Below are 14,108 nucleotides of genomic sequence, written 5' to 3' on the forward strand. Positions count from 1 at the left end.
CCGACGTCGGTTGGGGCATAGCATTTGATGTGACATGGCGACGACGATGACGACGACATCCAGGCGACGGGCGGGCAGCACGGCGGTCGCCGTGCTCGTGGCGGGCACCTTCTTCATGGAGCTCCTCGACGGCACGATCCTCGCCACCGCGGCGCCGGCGATGGGGCGCGACCTCGGCGTCGACTCCGCCGCGGTCGGCGTCGCGATCACCGCCTACCTGGTCACCCTCGCCGTCTTCATCCCGGTCTCCGGCTGGCTGACCGACCGCATCGGCTCCCGCACGGTCTTCGCCGGTGCCATCGCGCTCTTCACGATCGCGTCGGCGCTCTGCGCGCTCTCCACCGGCCTCGTCGACCTGACGCTCTGGCGCATCCTGCAGGGGCTCGGCGGCGCGCTCATGGTGCCCGTCGGCCGGCTCGTCGTGCTGCGGAGCGCGGGGCGCGAGCAGCTCGTCACGGCGATCGCGATCCTCACCTGGCCGGCGCTCGCGGCACCGATCATCGCCCCGTTCGTCGGCGGCGTGCTCGTGGACACCCTGTCGTGGCACTGGATCTTCCTCATCAACATCCCGCTCGGCATCGTCGCCTTCGTCGCTGCCCTCGTGCTCGTGCCGCAGGAGCGCGCGGCGCAACGGGTGCCGTTCGACTGGTTCGGGTCGTTGCTCGCGTGCTTCGGCCTCGGCTCCCTCGTGGTGATGGCCTCGCTGCTCGCGCTCGACACGATCCCGGTGACCGCGGTCGTCGTGTCCGGCGTCGTCGGCGCCGTGTGCTGCTGGTTCGCCATCCGGCACTTCCGTCGGGCACCGCACCCGATCATGGGCCTCGAGGCGTTCCGGCTCGAGACCTTCCGGGTGTCGCACGCCGGCGGCAGCCTGTTCCGCCTCGCGGTGTCGGCCGTGCCCTTCGTGCTCCCGCTGCTCTTCCAGGACGCATGGGGGTGGAGCGCGGTCCTCGCCGGGTCCGCGGTGCTCTGGGTGTTCGTCGGCAACCTCGGCATCAAGCCGATGACGACCCCGTTCCTCCGTTGGTTCGGTTACCGGCCGGTGATCATCGTGTCGAGTGCCGTGGCCGCCGCGAGCGTCGTCGCGATGGCCTTCATGACCGAGGACACCCCGTTCTGGCTGCTCGCCGTGCTGCTCGTGGTGAGCGGTGCCGCGCGCTCGGTCGGCTTCACCGCCTACAACACCATCGCCTTCGCCGACGTCGAGCAGGCGGACATGACCCCGGCGAACACCCTGTCGTCGACGCTGCAGCAGACCGCGGCGGGCTTCGGGGTCGCCGTCGCAGCCGTCGTCATCCGTGCAGCCTCCGGCCTCGGCGGCGACGGCCCGTACACGGCGGCGTTCTGGGTCATCGCGGCGCTCCTCGTGGTGGCCTGCGTCGAAGGTGTCCTGATGAGTCGCACAGCAGGGGACACGGTCCGGCCGGCCCGCCGTGTCCGCGCCGACGGGAAGCGCGTCCGCGCCTGACCCGCGGGCTGTCCGTTTCCGACACGGTCACACCCACGAAACCCGGCAGGCGTTACAGTCTCAGCATCCGTTTGCCGACGCCGAGTACGGTTGCCGCGGCAGGGTGACCGGACCACCCGGACAGGAAGGCAGCATGGCCGCGCCAGAGCAGCAGAGCACGATCGCCACCGACGCAGGCGTGCCTCCGACCGCCCTCCGGGTCGTCAGCTACAACCTCCGAGAGCACACCGCGAACAGCGAGCTCGCCGCACTGGCCGAGGCCTCGGATGCCGACGTCCTGTGTGTGCAGGAGTGCGACAGCAACGACCTCGCGCCGTCGATCGGCGGCCTCTCGCTCGCCGCGTCCACCCGCGCCAACCGACTCGGGCTCGCGATCTACAAGCGCGACGACCGCTTCGAGGTGCAGGACTTCAGCATCCACTCGCTGCAGAAGTCCCTGCACGACCGCGTCCTCGCCCCTGCGCACGAGCGACTCATCGCGATGCACCTGCGTGACAACGAGGCTGACGCCGAGGTCATCGTCGCCTCGTTCCACGCCTCGCCGCTGACCGCGACGAACTCCCTGCGCCGCAAGCAGATCGAGGCCGCGCACCAGTTCGTCCGCGACCTGTCGAAGGACGCCCCGGCGATCATGGTCGGCGACTTCAACTACCCCTGGTTCCAGACGAACCTGCGCCGGAAGATCGAGCAGCACGGCTTCGCGCTGTCCCTGTCCGACCAGCCCACGTACCTGCGCTACCGCAAGTTCACCGGGCACTTCGACTTCGCGACGAGCGTCGGGCTGCACATCGCCGGCGTCGAGACCCTGCCTGCGGGCATCTCCGACCACCGCCCGATCCTCGTCCGTGCGCACTACGAGCACCCCGGCGCGACCGGGACCGTCGCCACCGTGGAGTCCCCGGCCGCCTGACCCGCGGGCATGTCGTCGAGCGGTCAGCAAGTGTCGGCCGGCGGTCCGGCAGGCGACACGTCGTGACCACTCCGCGGGCGACGGCGGGAAGTCGTGACTGCTCGGCGGGCGACGCTGGGCGCGCCGGTGGAGCCGGCAACGCACTGGAGGCCCGGTGCCGGTCTCGTGTACCGGCACCGGGCCTCCAGACGGTTGCGGCCACAGCACATGGCGAGGCGACGAAACGCGCCGCGCCCGCCGTCGCGTGGTCACGAACTGTCGGCCAGCGTTCCGCCGAGCGACACGTCGTGACCACTCGGCGGACGCGAGCGGGGAGTCGCGAGCCCGCGACGTGCCGAGGTCGCAGCACACGCCGCGCGCCGCGCGCCGCGCGCGGCGCGCCCGCGCCCCGCGTCAGCGACGCAGGGTCGCCCTCGCGAGACGGTTCCCGACGAACTGGCCGAGCTGCACGATGACCACGATCGCAGCCACCGAGACGTAGACGATCCACCAGTCGTACCGCTGCGAGCCGTACGTGATCGCGTACTCGCCGAGGCCACCGCCACCGATCAACGCACCCTGCGCCGTCATGTCGACGATGCCGATGTAGATGAAGGTGTAGCCGAGGATGAGCGGTCCGAGGCCCTCGGGGATGAGCACGGTCAGCAGGATCGAGACCGGGTGCGCACCTGACGCGCGAGCCGCCTCGACGACGCCGGGGTCCACCGCGAGCAGGTTCTGCTCGACGATGCGCGACACCGCGAACGCCGCCGCGAGCGAGATCGCGAAGGTGACCGCCGGCACGCCGATCGTGGTCTGCACCACCACGCGCGACAGCGGTGCGATGGCGGCGAGGAAGATCACGAACGGGATCGGGCGGACCAGGTTCACGACGACGTTGATGATCGTGTACGCGGTGCGGTTGCCGAGCAGGTTGCCCGGACGGGTCGCGTAGAGCAGCAGCCCGAGGGCGAGCCCGATGACGCCGGCGATGACGAGCGACACGAGCGACATCACGATGGTGTCGCGCATGGCGGCGAGGAAGACGTCGAACGTGTCGATCACGCTCTGGAACGAGTTGTTCACGCTGCTGCCTCCTCGTCGGTCGTGACGCCGTCGGCGCGGAGCGAAGCGACGGCGCGGTCGATGGCGTCCGGTGCACCAGCACCAGCACCAGCACCAGCGACCCCGCCGGCGACCCCGCCGGCCGTCAGCTCGTACGTCAACGACCCGATCCGCCGCTCACGGATCTCCCCGACCCCGCCGTAGACGAGCTCGGCGGTGACCCCGGCGGACCGGAACACGGCGTCGATCCGGTTCTGCAGCCCGGCCTCGTCGGTGATCTGCACGGTCACCAGGCGTCCGGGGTGGCGTTCGCGCAGGCGAGCGAGCGTGTCGACCGACGGGCGGTCGTGCAGCGCGGTGCGGACGAACCGCTGCGCCGCACCCGTCTTCGGCGCCGAGAACACGTCGTACACGTCGCCGACCTCGACGACGCGGCCCTGCTCCATCACGGCGACGCGGTCGGCGATCTGCCGGACGGCGTCCATCTCGTGCGTGATGACGATGATCGTGACGCCGAGCTCCTTGTTCACCCGACGGAGCAGTCCCAGGACCTCGGAGGTGGTCTCCGGGTCGAGGGCGCTGGTGGCCTCGTCGGCGAGCAGCAGGTCGGGCGACGCCGCGAGTGCCCGGGCGATGCCGACGCGCTGCTTCTGGCCACCGGACAGCTGCTCCGGGTACGCGTAGGCACGGTCGAGGAGCCCGACGAAGTCGAGCAGCTCCGCGACACGGCGGTCGCGTTCGTCCTTCGGGACACCGGCGACCTTGAGCGGGTACGCGACGTTGCCGGCGATGGTGCGGGACCGGAACAGGTTGAACTGCTGGAAGATCATCCCGATGTTGCGACGCGCCAGACGGCGGTCCCGCTCGGGGATCGCCGTCAGTTCCTTGCCGGCAACGGTGACGGAGCCCGACGAGGGGAGCTCGAGGGCGTTCACGAGCCGGACCAGGGTGGACTTGCCGGCACCGGAGTACCCGATGACGCCGAGGACCTCTCCCTGGTGCACGTCCAGGGAGACGTCCTCGACGGCCACCACGGTCTCGCCGGTGTCGGCGCGGCGGTAGTGCTTCGAGACGCCGCGGAGTTCGACGAGGACCGGCACTACTTCGCTGCCGCCGTCGCGTCCTGCTGCACCGTGGCGAGTTCCTTCTGCAGGTCGGCAGCGCTCTCGTCGCTCGGGACGGCGTCCGGGTAGTCCTTCGCGAAGACCTTCTGCACGGCGTCGTCCTGGAACAGCTTCGCGAGGGCGAGGTACGTCTTGTTGTCCTTGTCGGCGTCACGCACGGCGAACACGTTCACGTACGGGGCGGCGGAGGCGCTCTTCGGGTCGTCCTGGAAGATCGCGTCCTTGGTGTCGAGCCCTGCCGAGGTGGCGTAGTTCACGTTGACGATGGCGCCCTCGACGGAGCCCTGCTGCAGCGCGTTCGCGGTCTGCGAGGCGTCGAGCGTCTGCACGTCGACCTTCTTCGAGGTGATGTCGGCGGTGGTCGAGAACGCGTTGCCGCCGTCCTTGAGCTCGAGCAGGTCGGCGGCCTGCAGGACCAGGAGCGCACGTGCCTCGTTGATGGCGTCGTTCGGGATCGCGATCTTCGCGCCGTCGCTGAAGTCCGCCACGTCGGAGACCTTCGTCGAGTACAGCGGCAGCGGGTAGACGGCGGTCGCGCCGATCGGCTGCAGGTCGTCGTCCGAGGTGACGTTGTAGTTCGCCAGGTACTGGATGTGCTGGAACTGGTTGATGTCGATCTGCTTGTCCTTGAGCGCAGGGTTCGGCAGCGAGTAGTCGGAGAAGTTCTGGAGCTTCACGGTGACGTTGAGCTGCTCCTTGGCGGCCTTCACGTAGGTGTCCCAGTACGGCAGCGACTTGTCCGAGACACCGATCGACACGGTCTGCGGAGCGGCGTCGCCGGCGGCTGCGCCGGTGCCGTCGTTGCTCCCGGAGCGGACGACCCCGACGATGACGGCGACGACGATCGCGACGACGACGATCACGGCGGCGATGATCCAGCCGATCGGGCGCTTGCCCTTCGGCTTCTCGGGCAGTGCGGGGGCTGCGGACATGGGGTGCTCCTCGTGGGCGGTGCTGTGGGGGCGCCGCGGTGGTCCGCGGCGTGGAGTCGAGTGTGACGGGAGCGAGCGTCCGGTGCGAGTTGCGTTCCGCCGTGTTACACGCAGGCGACACGGGCAGACTCCGACGGGTGCGCAGCATCGAACTCGTCCTCGACGGCCCGTCGGACGCGGCGGTCCGGGCGCTCTGGCAGACCCTCGTCGCCGGGGAGCTGCCGAGCCTCGGACACTCGGGTACGAACGACCCGCACGTGACGCTCGTCGCCGGCGAGGCACTGCCCGTCCCGACGGACCTGGGCGTCGCCGTGCCGGAGACCCTGCGCGTCGCCGGCATCCTGCTCTTCCCCGCCGGACCCGGTCGGCACGTGCTCGGACTCGGCGTGGTCATCGACGAGCCACTCGCCCGCTTCCACCGCGCGGTCGACGCCGCCGCTCCGGGATCGGTCGACTCGTCGCTGCCCGGCCGGTGGGCGCCGCACGTCACGCTCGCTCGGCGCATCCGCGACGTCGACCTGCCCGCGGCGCTCCGGGTCCTGACGGCCGACGCACCCCTGCCCGAGGTACTCACCGTAGCCGGTCTCCGTCACTGGGACGGGGATGCGAAGGTGGTCACCCGCCTGCGCTGACGCGCCCTTGCGGACCGGCACCGGGCCTCCCGGTCGGCGCGGTTGCGCTGGTCCAGGGGCGCAGGGGGCGCAGGGGCGCAGGGGCGCGGCAGGGCCGGCCTGGAGGTGCGGGTCAGGCCCGCAGGACCCGCTCGCCGAACGCGGATGCGAACGTCCGGTCCGGGTCGGCTCGTGCGATCAGCGCACGGACGTCCGCCACCCGCGGGTACAGCGCTGCGATCGCGTCGCCGTCGAGGGAACTCATCTTCCCCCAGTGGGGGCGGCCGTCGAACGGGGCCAGCCGTGCCTCGAGGTCCGGCAGCAGCGCGGCGACCGCCTCCGGGTGCTTCTTCCAGGTGAAGGCGATGCAGAGCACGTCCTCGCCCTGGGTCGGGCTGAGCCAGAACGGGTCGGCGGCCATCGTCCGCAGCTCGCACACGTGCAGGTGCGGCTGGATCCGGTCGGCGAGTCCGCGCAGGGCGTCGAGCGCGGCCGCCGCGTGCCGGATCGGGACGAAGTGCTCGCTCTGCACCTCGGACCCGTGGCTCGGCACGGACTCGATCGGGAAGTGCGGCAGTCGGTCCCACCACGGTCCGACCGACCCGTCCCGTGCGGTGTGGTGGCCGTCGCCGGGGGAGCCCGGCAGCCGGGGCGCGCCGAACAGCTCGTCGGGGGCATCGGCGTCGTCCGCGCCCGCGGGGAGCCGGGTCTTCACGAGCACCTCGCTGATCTCGTCCCCGAACACCGTGTACGAGCAGACCGAGTACCCGGCGCCGTGGATGTCGGCGACGTGGTCGGTGAACGTGCTCCACGGGAACGGGCCGTAGGAGTCCTGTCGCATCCGGTACGTGGGCTCGAGGTCGAGCGTGACGCGGGTGACGATCCCGAACAGCCCGAGGTGCAGGACGGTGCCGGGGAACGCCGGGTCGGTGCGGTCGAGGGTGCGGAGGGAGCCGTCCGGCCCGAGCATCTCGAACGACCGGACGGCGGCGGACAGTGAGCCGAGCGTCGTCCCGGAGCCGTGGGTGCCGGTGGCGACGGCGCCCCCCACGGAGATGTGCGGCAGGGACCCCATGTTGTGCAGGGCGAACCCGGCGCGGTCGATGTCCGGGGCGACGACGCCGTACCGGGTGCCGGCACCGAGCGTCGCCGTCCGGTCGTCGGCGTCGATCACCAGGTCCGTCGGGATCCCGGTGAGGTCGAGCAGCACGCCGGGGCCGTCGGCGACGTCGTTGAACGAGTGCCGGGTGCCGAGCCCGTGCACCCGTGGTGCTCCGGCGACGATCTCGGCGGCCTCGGCGACGGTGCCCGGTCGGACGATCCGCTCTGCCGTGTAGGTGAGCGTGCCGGACCAGTTGAGTTCGCTCGCCGTCGACCGCATGCCGCCCACGATGCCACGTCGGGCAGTGGGCGGCACCGGGGGCTCAGTGCACGGGCGGGGGAGTCGGCGCACCCTCGGGCACGGCCGGACGCGTGACGAACACCGACGCCAGGATCCCGAACAGCGAGATGATCGCGCCGACGAGGAATGCCGTCTTCACACCGGAGGCCGTCGCAGCGGCCACGGCGTCCGCTCCGGCTCCGGTCGCCGCCGTCGCCGCGCCGATCGTCAGCAGCGTGACGAACAGCGCCGTGCCGGCGGCACCGGCGAGCTGCTGTGCCGTACCGAGGACCGCGCTGCCGTGCGAGTACAGCTTCGGCGGCAGGCCACCGAGTGCGGCGGTGAACAGTGGGGTGAAGGTCAGGGCCAGGCCGATGCTCAGCACGACGTGCGCGCCGAGGACGAACCACACGCTGGTGTCCACGCCGACGGTGGAGAGCGCCCAGAGCACGGCGCTGACGATGATCGAGCCCGGGATCAGCAGCACCCGCGGACCACGACGGTCGTAGACACGGCCGACGACGGGGGACAGCAGCCCCATCAGCAGGCCGCCGGGGAGCAGCAGCAGGCCGACGTTCAGGACTTCGAGCCCGAGGACCCGCTCGAGGTAGATCGGCAGCAGGATCAGCGTGCCGAACATCGCCATGAAGCTCAGCGCCATCGCGACGATCGGGACGGTGAAGCCGCGGGTCTGGAAGGTGCGCAGGTCGAGCAGGGCGCTGTCGGTGCGCTGCAGTCGGGTCTGACGGAGGATGAAGACCGTCAGGGCGACGGCACCGACGACGAGCGCGGTGACCGGGACGAACAGGCCGGTGGTGCCGGCCTCGCCGATGCTGGACAGGCCGTAGACGATCCCACCGAACGCGAACGCGGACAGGATCACCGAGAACACGTCGAGCGGTGCCCGGCGGGGCGTCGAGACGTTGCGGACCTTGAGCATGCCGAGGATGAGCGCGGCGATCGCGATCGGCAGGACGAAGCCGAACAGCCAGCGCCAGTCGAAGGCGTTGAGGATGAGTCCGGAGATCGTCGGACCGATGGCCGGCGCGACCGAGATGACGATCGAGATGTTGCCCATGATGCGGCCACGGTGGGCCGGCTCGACCAGGGTGAGCACCGTCGTCATCAGGAGCGGCATCATGATCGCCGTGCCGCTCGCCTGCACGATGCGGCCGACGAGCAGCAGCGTGAACCCGGGCGCGAGCAGCGCGATCAGGGTGCCGGCTGAGAACAGGCCCATCGCCCAGATGAAGACGGGGCGGGTGTTGAACCGCTGCAGCAGGAAGCCGGTGATCGGGATGACGACGGCCATCGTGAGCAGGAAGCCGGTGGTGAGCCACTGGCCGGTCGCGGCGCTGATGTCGAGGTCGTCCATGAGCCGCGGCAGCGCCACGCCCATGATCGTCTCGTTCAGGATGACGACGAACGCGGAGACGAGCAGCAGCCCGATCACGAGTCGGGTCTCGGCAGCGGTCGGCTGCGACACACTGCCCGTGCGGGGTGCGGAATCGACGGCCTGGGTCATGCGGGGGCTCCTGGTGGATCACGACTGGTGGAACGAGGGGGCGCGGAACGCGCAGACAGGGCAACCGCCTGAGTGGATTCGATTATTCCGCGCCGCGCCGACATCCGCGGGTGCACAGTCGGCGCGACCTCGCCGCAGCTGGCTCAGTGCAGGATCGCAAAGCCCTCGGCGTCGCCGTGCGGGACGACCGGCCGCATCTCCACGTCGGTCACGGTGGCCGAGGGTGGGCCGGTCCGCAGGCACTCCATCAGGGAGTCCACGGCGGGTGACGGCCCCTCGGCCTCGACTTCGACGGTGCCGTCGAACAGGTTCCTGGCGTACCCGACGAGATCGAGTCCGTCGGCCTTCCGTGCGGTCCAGTACCGGAAGCCGACCCCTTGGACGGTCCCCGACACCACGGCATGCATCCTCGTCACCGTTGTCATGCCGCTCACGCTATCCAGGCCGGACGGTCCGGAGTTTTCGGTCCCGTGACGATCTGTTTCCGGTTCGTGACGCTCGGTGATAGTGTCATTGCAACCCGAACACTTCGGGTCAACATGACACGAAGTACGGGCAACGGTAGACATGGACGATCCAGCCATCCGCGTCGCGGTCTCGACCGTGATCGTCGCGCTGCGGCCGCACCCCGACACCGGGGCCCCGGCGCTGTGGATGCCGCTCGTCCGTCGTGTGGCCGAACCGTTCGAGGGATCCTGGGCGCTGCCCGGCGGATGGGTTCGCCCGGACGAGGGACTCGACGACTCCGCCGCCGCACGACTGCGCGAGACGACGAACGTGCAGCCGCGGTACCTCGAGCAGCTCTACGCCTTCGGCGACGTCGGCCGGTCCCCGAGTCGGGTCGTGTCGATCGTGTACTGGGCGCTCGTGCACCCGGACGAGGCGAACGTCGTCCCCGACGACTGGAACGTCCGCTGGTTCCTGGCCGACGAGCACCCGCCGCTCGCCTTCGACCACGACCGCATCGTCGAGTACGCGCTCTGGCGCCTCCGCAACAAGATGTCGTACTCCCGGATCGCGCAGGCGTTCCTGGGGGACCGGTTCACCCTCGCCGAACTCCGCGGGGTGTACGAGGCGGTGCTCGGGCGTGCGCTCGACCCCGCGAACTTCCGCCGGCAGGTCGAGAAGACCGACGCGATCCTGCCGACCGACGAGACCACGAGCGGGGGTCGGCACCGTCCGGCTCGGCTGTACCGCTCGAACCCCGACCTGGCGTACGCCGACAACGGCCCGCTCTCCACCAGCACCACGCAGCCCACTCGATAGGAACCACCGTGTCCATCGCGACGACGATCGAACTCATCTCCAACGGCCAGGCCGGCGGCAGCACCTGCACGCCCGACCTCGCGATGCCCACGTGGGACTTCGACTCCCGCCCCGGCTACGGCCCCGGCTCCTCGATGACCGACGTCATCCCGACGAGCGCCCCGCGCCAGGGCGTGCTGCCCGACGAGTACAAGACGGCCCCCACCGACGAGCTGCACGAGCGCATCGAGCGCGCGAAGGCCACGCTCGGCGACCGGGTCGTCGTCCTCGGGCACTTCTACCAGCGCGACGAGGTCGTCCGGCACGCGGACTTCCTCGGTGACTCGTTCCAGCTCGCGAACGCCGCCCTGACGAAGCCCGACGCCGAGGCCATCGTGTTCTGCGGCGTGCACTTCATGGCCGAGACGGCGGACATCCTGGCCCGCGACGACCAGCGCGTCATCCTGCCGAACCTCGCCGCCGGCTGCTCGATGGCGGACATGGCCGACATCGACAGCGTCGAGGCGGCGTGGGCCGAGCTCACCGCCGTCTACGGCACCGAGCCCGACGCCGACGGCCGGGTGCCGGTCATCCCCGTCACCTACATGAACTCCGCGGCCGACCTCAAGGCGTTCTGCGGGCGCAACGGCGGCATCGTCTGCACCAGCTCGAACGCGGCGACGGTCCTCGAGTGGGCGTTCGAGCGGGGGCAGCGCGTGCTGTTCTTCCCGGACCAGCACCTCGGCCGCAACACCGCGAAGGCCATGGGGATCAGCACCGACCTGATGCCGATGTGGAACCCCCGGCTGCCCGGAGGTGGCAACAGCGCCGACGAACTCGTGGCCGCGAAGGTCATCCTCTGGCACGGCTTCTGCTCGGTGCACCGCCGCTTCACGGTCGACCAGATCGACCAGGCTCGCCGTGAGCACCCGGGCGTGCAGGTCATCGTGCACCCGGAGTGCCCGATGGCGGTCGTCGACGCCGCCGACCACGCCGGCAGCACCGACCTGATCCGGAAGACCGTCGCGGCGGCCACCGAGCCCACGACGTTCGCGATCGGCACCGAGATCAACATGGTGAACCGGCTCGCCGCCGAGTACCCGCAGCACACGATCTTCTGCCTCGACCCGGTCGTCTGCCCGTGCTCGACGATGTACCGGATCCACCCGGGCTACCTGGCGTGGGTGCTCGAGGCGCTCGTCCGCGGCGAGGTCCTCAACGAGATCGTCGTGCCCGCCGACGTGCAGGCCGACGCCAAGGTCGCGCTCGAGCGGATGCTCGCCGCGAAGCCCCGAGCCTGACCCGCGAGCCCGAACGACCGAGGGAGACCACCGTGCACGTCGTCATCGTGGGGTCCGGCATCGCCGGGCTGACCGCAGCGATCCGCGCGAGTGCCCGCCACGACGTCACCCTGGTGACGAAGGGCGCGCTCGCCGACAGCGCCACCGCGTACGCCCAGGGCGGTGTCGCCGTCGCGCTCGGCGCCGACGACTCCGCAGCGCTCCACCAGGCGGACACCCACGTCGCGGCGGCCGGCAGCGCCGACGCCCGCGCGGTGGAGGTCCTCTGCACCGACGGGCCCGCCCGCGTCCGCGACCTGCTCGCCCTCGGGGTGCCGTTCGACCGCTCCACCGACCCGGCGTCCCTCGACCGGTACGGCGACGACCTCGCCCGCGGTCGTGAGGCCGCACACGGTCGCTGGCGGGTCGTCCACGCCGACGGTGACGCGACGGGTGCGGCGATCGAGCACACCCTCATCGCCGCCCTGCACCGCCAGCACGTCACGATCCTGGAGCGCACCTGCCTGACCGACCTCGTCGTCCGTGACGGCGCGGTCGTCGGTGTCGACGTGCTCGACCTGCTCGGCGAACCCCGCCGCATCGACGCCGACGCCGTCGTGATCGCCTCCGGGGGAGCGGGGCACCTGTACCGCGAGACCACCAACCCGCTCGTCGCCACCGGTGACGGGATCGCCGCCGCATGGCGCGCCGGAGCGGTCGTCGCCGACCTGGAGTTCGTGCAGTTCCACCCGACCCGGCTCGCGGTCCCCGGTGGTGGTCTCGTCTCCGAGGCCGTCCGTGGCGAGGGCGCCGTGCTCCGCGACGCAGCCGGTCGACGCTTCATGACGGCGGTGCACCCCGACGCCGAACTCGCCCCGCGCGACGTCGTCGCCCGCGGCATCGCCGCCGCCATGCGGGAACAGGACGGCGCACCCGTGCTCCTCGACGCGACCGGCCTCGGCGCCGACCGCCTGACCCGCCGCTTCCCCGGACTCACCCGCGCCACCCGTGCCGCCGGGTTCGAGTGGACCCGCCAGGGCGTGCCCGTCGCACCGGCCGCGCACTACTCGATGGGCGGCATCGCCACCGACGCCGAGGGGCGCACCAGCCTGCCAGGACTCCTCGCGATCGGCGAGGCCGCCTGCACCGGCGTCCACGGAGCGAACCGCCTGGCCTCGAACTCCCTGCTCGAGGGACTCGTCTTCGCGGTCCGCGCAGCGGACGCGGTCGCCGGGCCCAGACCCGGCCTGCTCCGCCTGCGGGGGAACGCAGACCTCGACGTGACCAGCGTTCCCCGCGCGGCGGACGTGATCCGCGCCTCCCCCGGTCAGACCTGGCCTGGAGGCACGGATCGCCGTGACCCGACCGCCGACGTCCGTCAGGCGGTCCAGTCCGTCATGACGGACCGCGTCGGCCTGCTGCGAGACGCAGCCGGACTGGCGAGCGCGCGACGCGAGCTCGCCGCGCTGACGACCGCGCCCACCGGAGGCGTCCGCGAGCACGAGGACCGTGCCCTGCTCGACCTGGCACGGCTCGTGGCGCTCGCGGCCGAGACCCGCACCGAGTCCCGTGGTGCGCACGCCCGCACCGACCACCCCGACACCGACCCCGCAGCCCGGGCCTCGTACGCCTGGGTCGCCGCACCCGTCGACGAGCCCGTCGACGAACACGTCGACGAACCCGCTGTCGTCCCGCAGGAGGTACCCGCATGACAATCGACCCCGGAACCATCCCGCCGCACGCCCTGCGCCGGGTCATCGTCACCGCACTGGAGGAGGACGCGCCCTGGGGCGACGTCACCAGCGAGACCCTCATCCCCGCCGACGCGACCGCGACGGCGACGCTCGCGGCGCGTGAGCCCGGCGTGCTGAGCGGCGGTGCGGTGTTCGTCGCCGTCATGCACACCGTCGACCCGTCCATCACGGCGGTCGTGCACGCAGCGGACGGGACGACGTTCGCCGCCGGAGACGCCCTCGCCACCGTGACGGGTCCGGCGCGTGCGGTGCTCCGTGCCGAGCGCGTCGCCCTCAACCTGGTGCAGCGGATGTCCGGCATCGCGACCGCGACCGCGGCGTACGTCGCCGCGGTCGAGGGCACCCGCGCGCGGATCGTCGACACCCGGAAGACGACCCCGGGCCTCCGTGCGATCGAGCGGTACGCGGTGCGGTGTGGCGGCGGGCAGAACCACCGCACGTCGCTCTCCGACGCGGTGCTCGCGAAGGACAACCACCTCGCGGTCCTGCTCGCCGGCGGCACCCCGATCGGGACGGCGATCACGGCCGCCCGGAAGCGCCTCGGGCACACCGTGCACGTCGAGGTCGAGGTCGACCGCATCGACCAGATCGAACCGGTGGTCGCCGCGGGCGTCGACACGATCATGCTCGACAACTTCACCACCACCGAGCTCGAGACCGGCGTCGGCATCGTGGCCGGGCGGGCGCTCGTCGAGGCGTCCGGCGGGGTGTCCCTCGACACCGTCGCGGCGATCGCGGCCACCGGGGTCGACGTCATCTCGGTCGGGGCGCTGACGCACTCGGCGCGCGCGCTCGACCTCGGGCTCGACGTCGCGGTGGCAGCCGGGGACTGAG

Annotated in this window: 13 protein-coding genes; 7 read left to right on the forward strand and 6 right to left on the reverse strand. The window is 71.5% G+C overall.

The window, feature by feature from the left end; genetic code table 11:
- Positions 1-34 precede the first annotated feature (34 nt).
- Both EDF19_RS12610 and EDF19_RS12615 read left to right on the forward strand, forming a co-directional pair.
- Positions 35-1,468, forward strand: a complete 1,434-nt coding sequence (locus EDF19_RS12610) for an MFS transporter (RefSeq protein WP_221180665.1) — start codon at positions 35-37, stop codon at positions 1,466-1,468.
- A gap of 133 nt (positions 1,469-1,601) precedes the next feature.
- Entirely contained in the window at positions 1,602-2,378 is a 777-nt protein-coding gene (locus EDF19_RS12615) for an endonuclease/exonuclease/phosphatase family protein (RefSeq protein WP_123681222.1), read from the forward strand.
- Between the two features lie 393 nt (positions 2,379-2,771).
- Here the strand turns inward: EDF19_RS12615 and EDF19_RS12620 are convergent, their stop codons facing one another.
- From EDF19_RS12620 to EDF19_RS12630, 3 genes are read right to left on the reverse strand one after another with little or no spacing between them, the layout of a single operon-like run.
- The gene (locus EDF19_RS12620; protein WP_123681305.1) at positions 2,772-3,389 is read right to left on the reverse strand and encodes a methionine ABC transporter permease; all 618 of its coding nucleotides are present in this window, start codon (positions 3,387-3,389) and stop codon (positions 2,772-2,774) included.
- A gap of 50 nt (positions 3,390-3,439) precedes the next feature.
- A complete protein-coding gene (locus EDF19_RS12625) occupies positions 3,440-4,522 on the reverse strand; it encodes a methionine ABC transporter ATP-binding protein (protein ID WP_123681223.1) in 1,083 nt (360 codons plus the stop codon).
- On the reverse strand, positions 4,522-5,478 hold the full coding sequence (locus tag EDF19_RS12630; RefSeq protein WP_123681224.1) for a MetQ/NlpA family ABC transporter substrate-binding protein: 957 nt from the start codon (positions 5,476-5,478) through the stop codon (positions 4,522-4,524). Before EDF19_RS12630 ends, EDF19_RS12625 begins: the two co-directional genes overlap by 1 nt.
- 137 nt (positions 5,479-5,615) lie before the next feature.
- Between EDF19_RS12630 and EDF19_RS12635 the strand changes: the two genes are divergently transcribed.
- Positions 5,616-6,110, forward strand: coding sequence for a 2'-5' RNA ligase family protein (locus EDF19_RS12635; protein WP_123681225.1), 495 nt, complete (start codon positions 5,616-5,618; stop codon positions 6,108-6,110).
- A 112-nt stretch (positions 6,111-6,222) separates the two neighbouring features.
- On the opposite strand, the gene EDF19_RS12640 is transcribed toward EDF19_RS12635, so the two are convergent.
- The 3 genes from EDF19_RS12640 to EDF19_RS12650 all read right to left on the reverse strand — a co-directional run bounded on the left by EDF19_RS12640 (position 6,223) and on the right by EDF19_RS12650 (position 9,420).
- Complete coding sequence (locus EDF19_RS12640) at positions 6,223-7,470, reverse strand: FAD-binding protein (RefSeq protein WP_123681226.1); 1,248 nt, start codon at positions 7,468-7,470, stop codon at positions 6,223-6,225.
- 43 nt (positions 7,471-7,513) lie between these two features.
- Entirely contained in the window at positions 7,514-8,995 is a 1,482-nt protein-coding gene (locus EDF19_RS12645) for an MDR family MFS transporter (RefSeq protein ID WP_123681227.1), read from the reverse strand.
- A gap of 143 nt (positions 8,996-9,138) precedes the next feature.
- A complete protein-coding gene (locus tag EDF19_RS12650; protein WP_260217152.1) occupies positions 9,139-9,420 on the reverse strand; it encodes an acylphosphatase in 282 nt (93 codons plus the stop codon).
- Positions 9,421-9,562: 142 nt separating this feature from the next.
- Here EDF19_RS12650 and EDF19_RS12655 point away from each other — a divergent pair, with 142 nt between their 5' ends.
- From EDF19_RS12655 to nadC, 4 genes are read left to right on the forward strand one after another with little or no spacing between them, the layout of a single operon-like run.
- Positions 9,563-10,261: an NrtR DNA-binding winged helix domain-containing protein gene (locus EDF19_RS12655; protein WP_123681229.1), complete on the forward strand. Its 699-nt coding sequence runs from the start codon at positions 9,563-9,565 to the stop codon at positions 10,259-10,261.
- Positions 10,262-10,269: 8 nt separating this feature from the next.
- Positions 10,270-11,541, forward strand: coding sequence for a quinolinate synthase NadA (gene nadA / locus EDF19_RS12660; RefSeq protein ID WP_123681230.1), 1,272 nt, complete (start codon positions 10,270-10,272; stop codon positions 11,539-11,541).
- A 32-nt stretch (positions 11,542-11,573) separates the two neighbouring features.
- Positions 11,574-13,232 carry an L-aspartate oxidase gene (nadB, locus tag EDF19_RS12665; protein WP_123681231.1) on the forward strand — a complete coding sequence of 553 codons (1,659 nt, stop codon included), beginning with the start codon at positions 11,574-11,576 and terminating at the stop codon, positions 13,230-13,232.
- Positions 13,229-14,107: a carboxylating nicotinate-nucleotide diphosphorylase gene (gene nadC / locus EDF19_RS12670; protein ID WP_123681232.1), complete on the forward strand. Its 879-nt coding sequence runs from the start codon at positions 13,229-13,231 to the stop codon at positions 14,105-14,107. The genes nadB and nadC overlap by 4 nt, the downstream gene beginning before the upstream one ends.
- The last annotated feature ends 1 nt before the right edge of the window (position 14,108 follow it).

The organism is Curtobacterium sp. PhB115 (assembly GCF_003752025.1).
Classification (GTDB): Bacteria; Actinomycetota; Actinomycetes; order Actinomycetales; family Microbacteriaceae; genus Curtobacterium.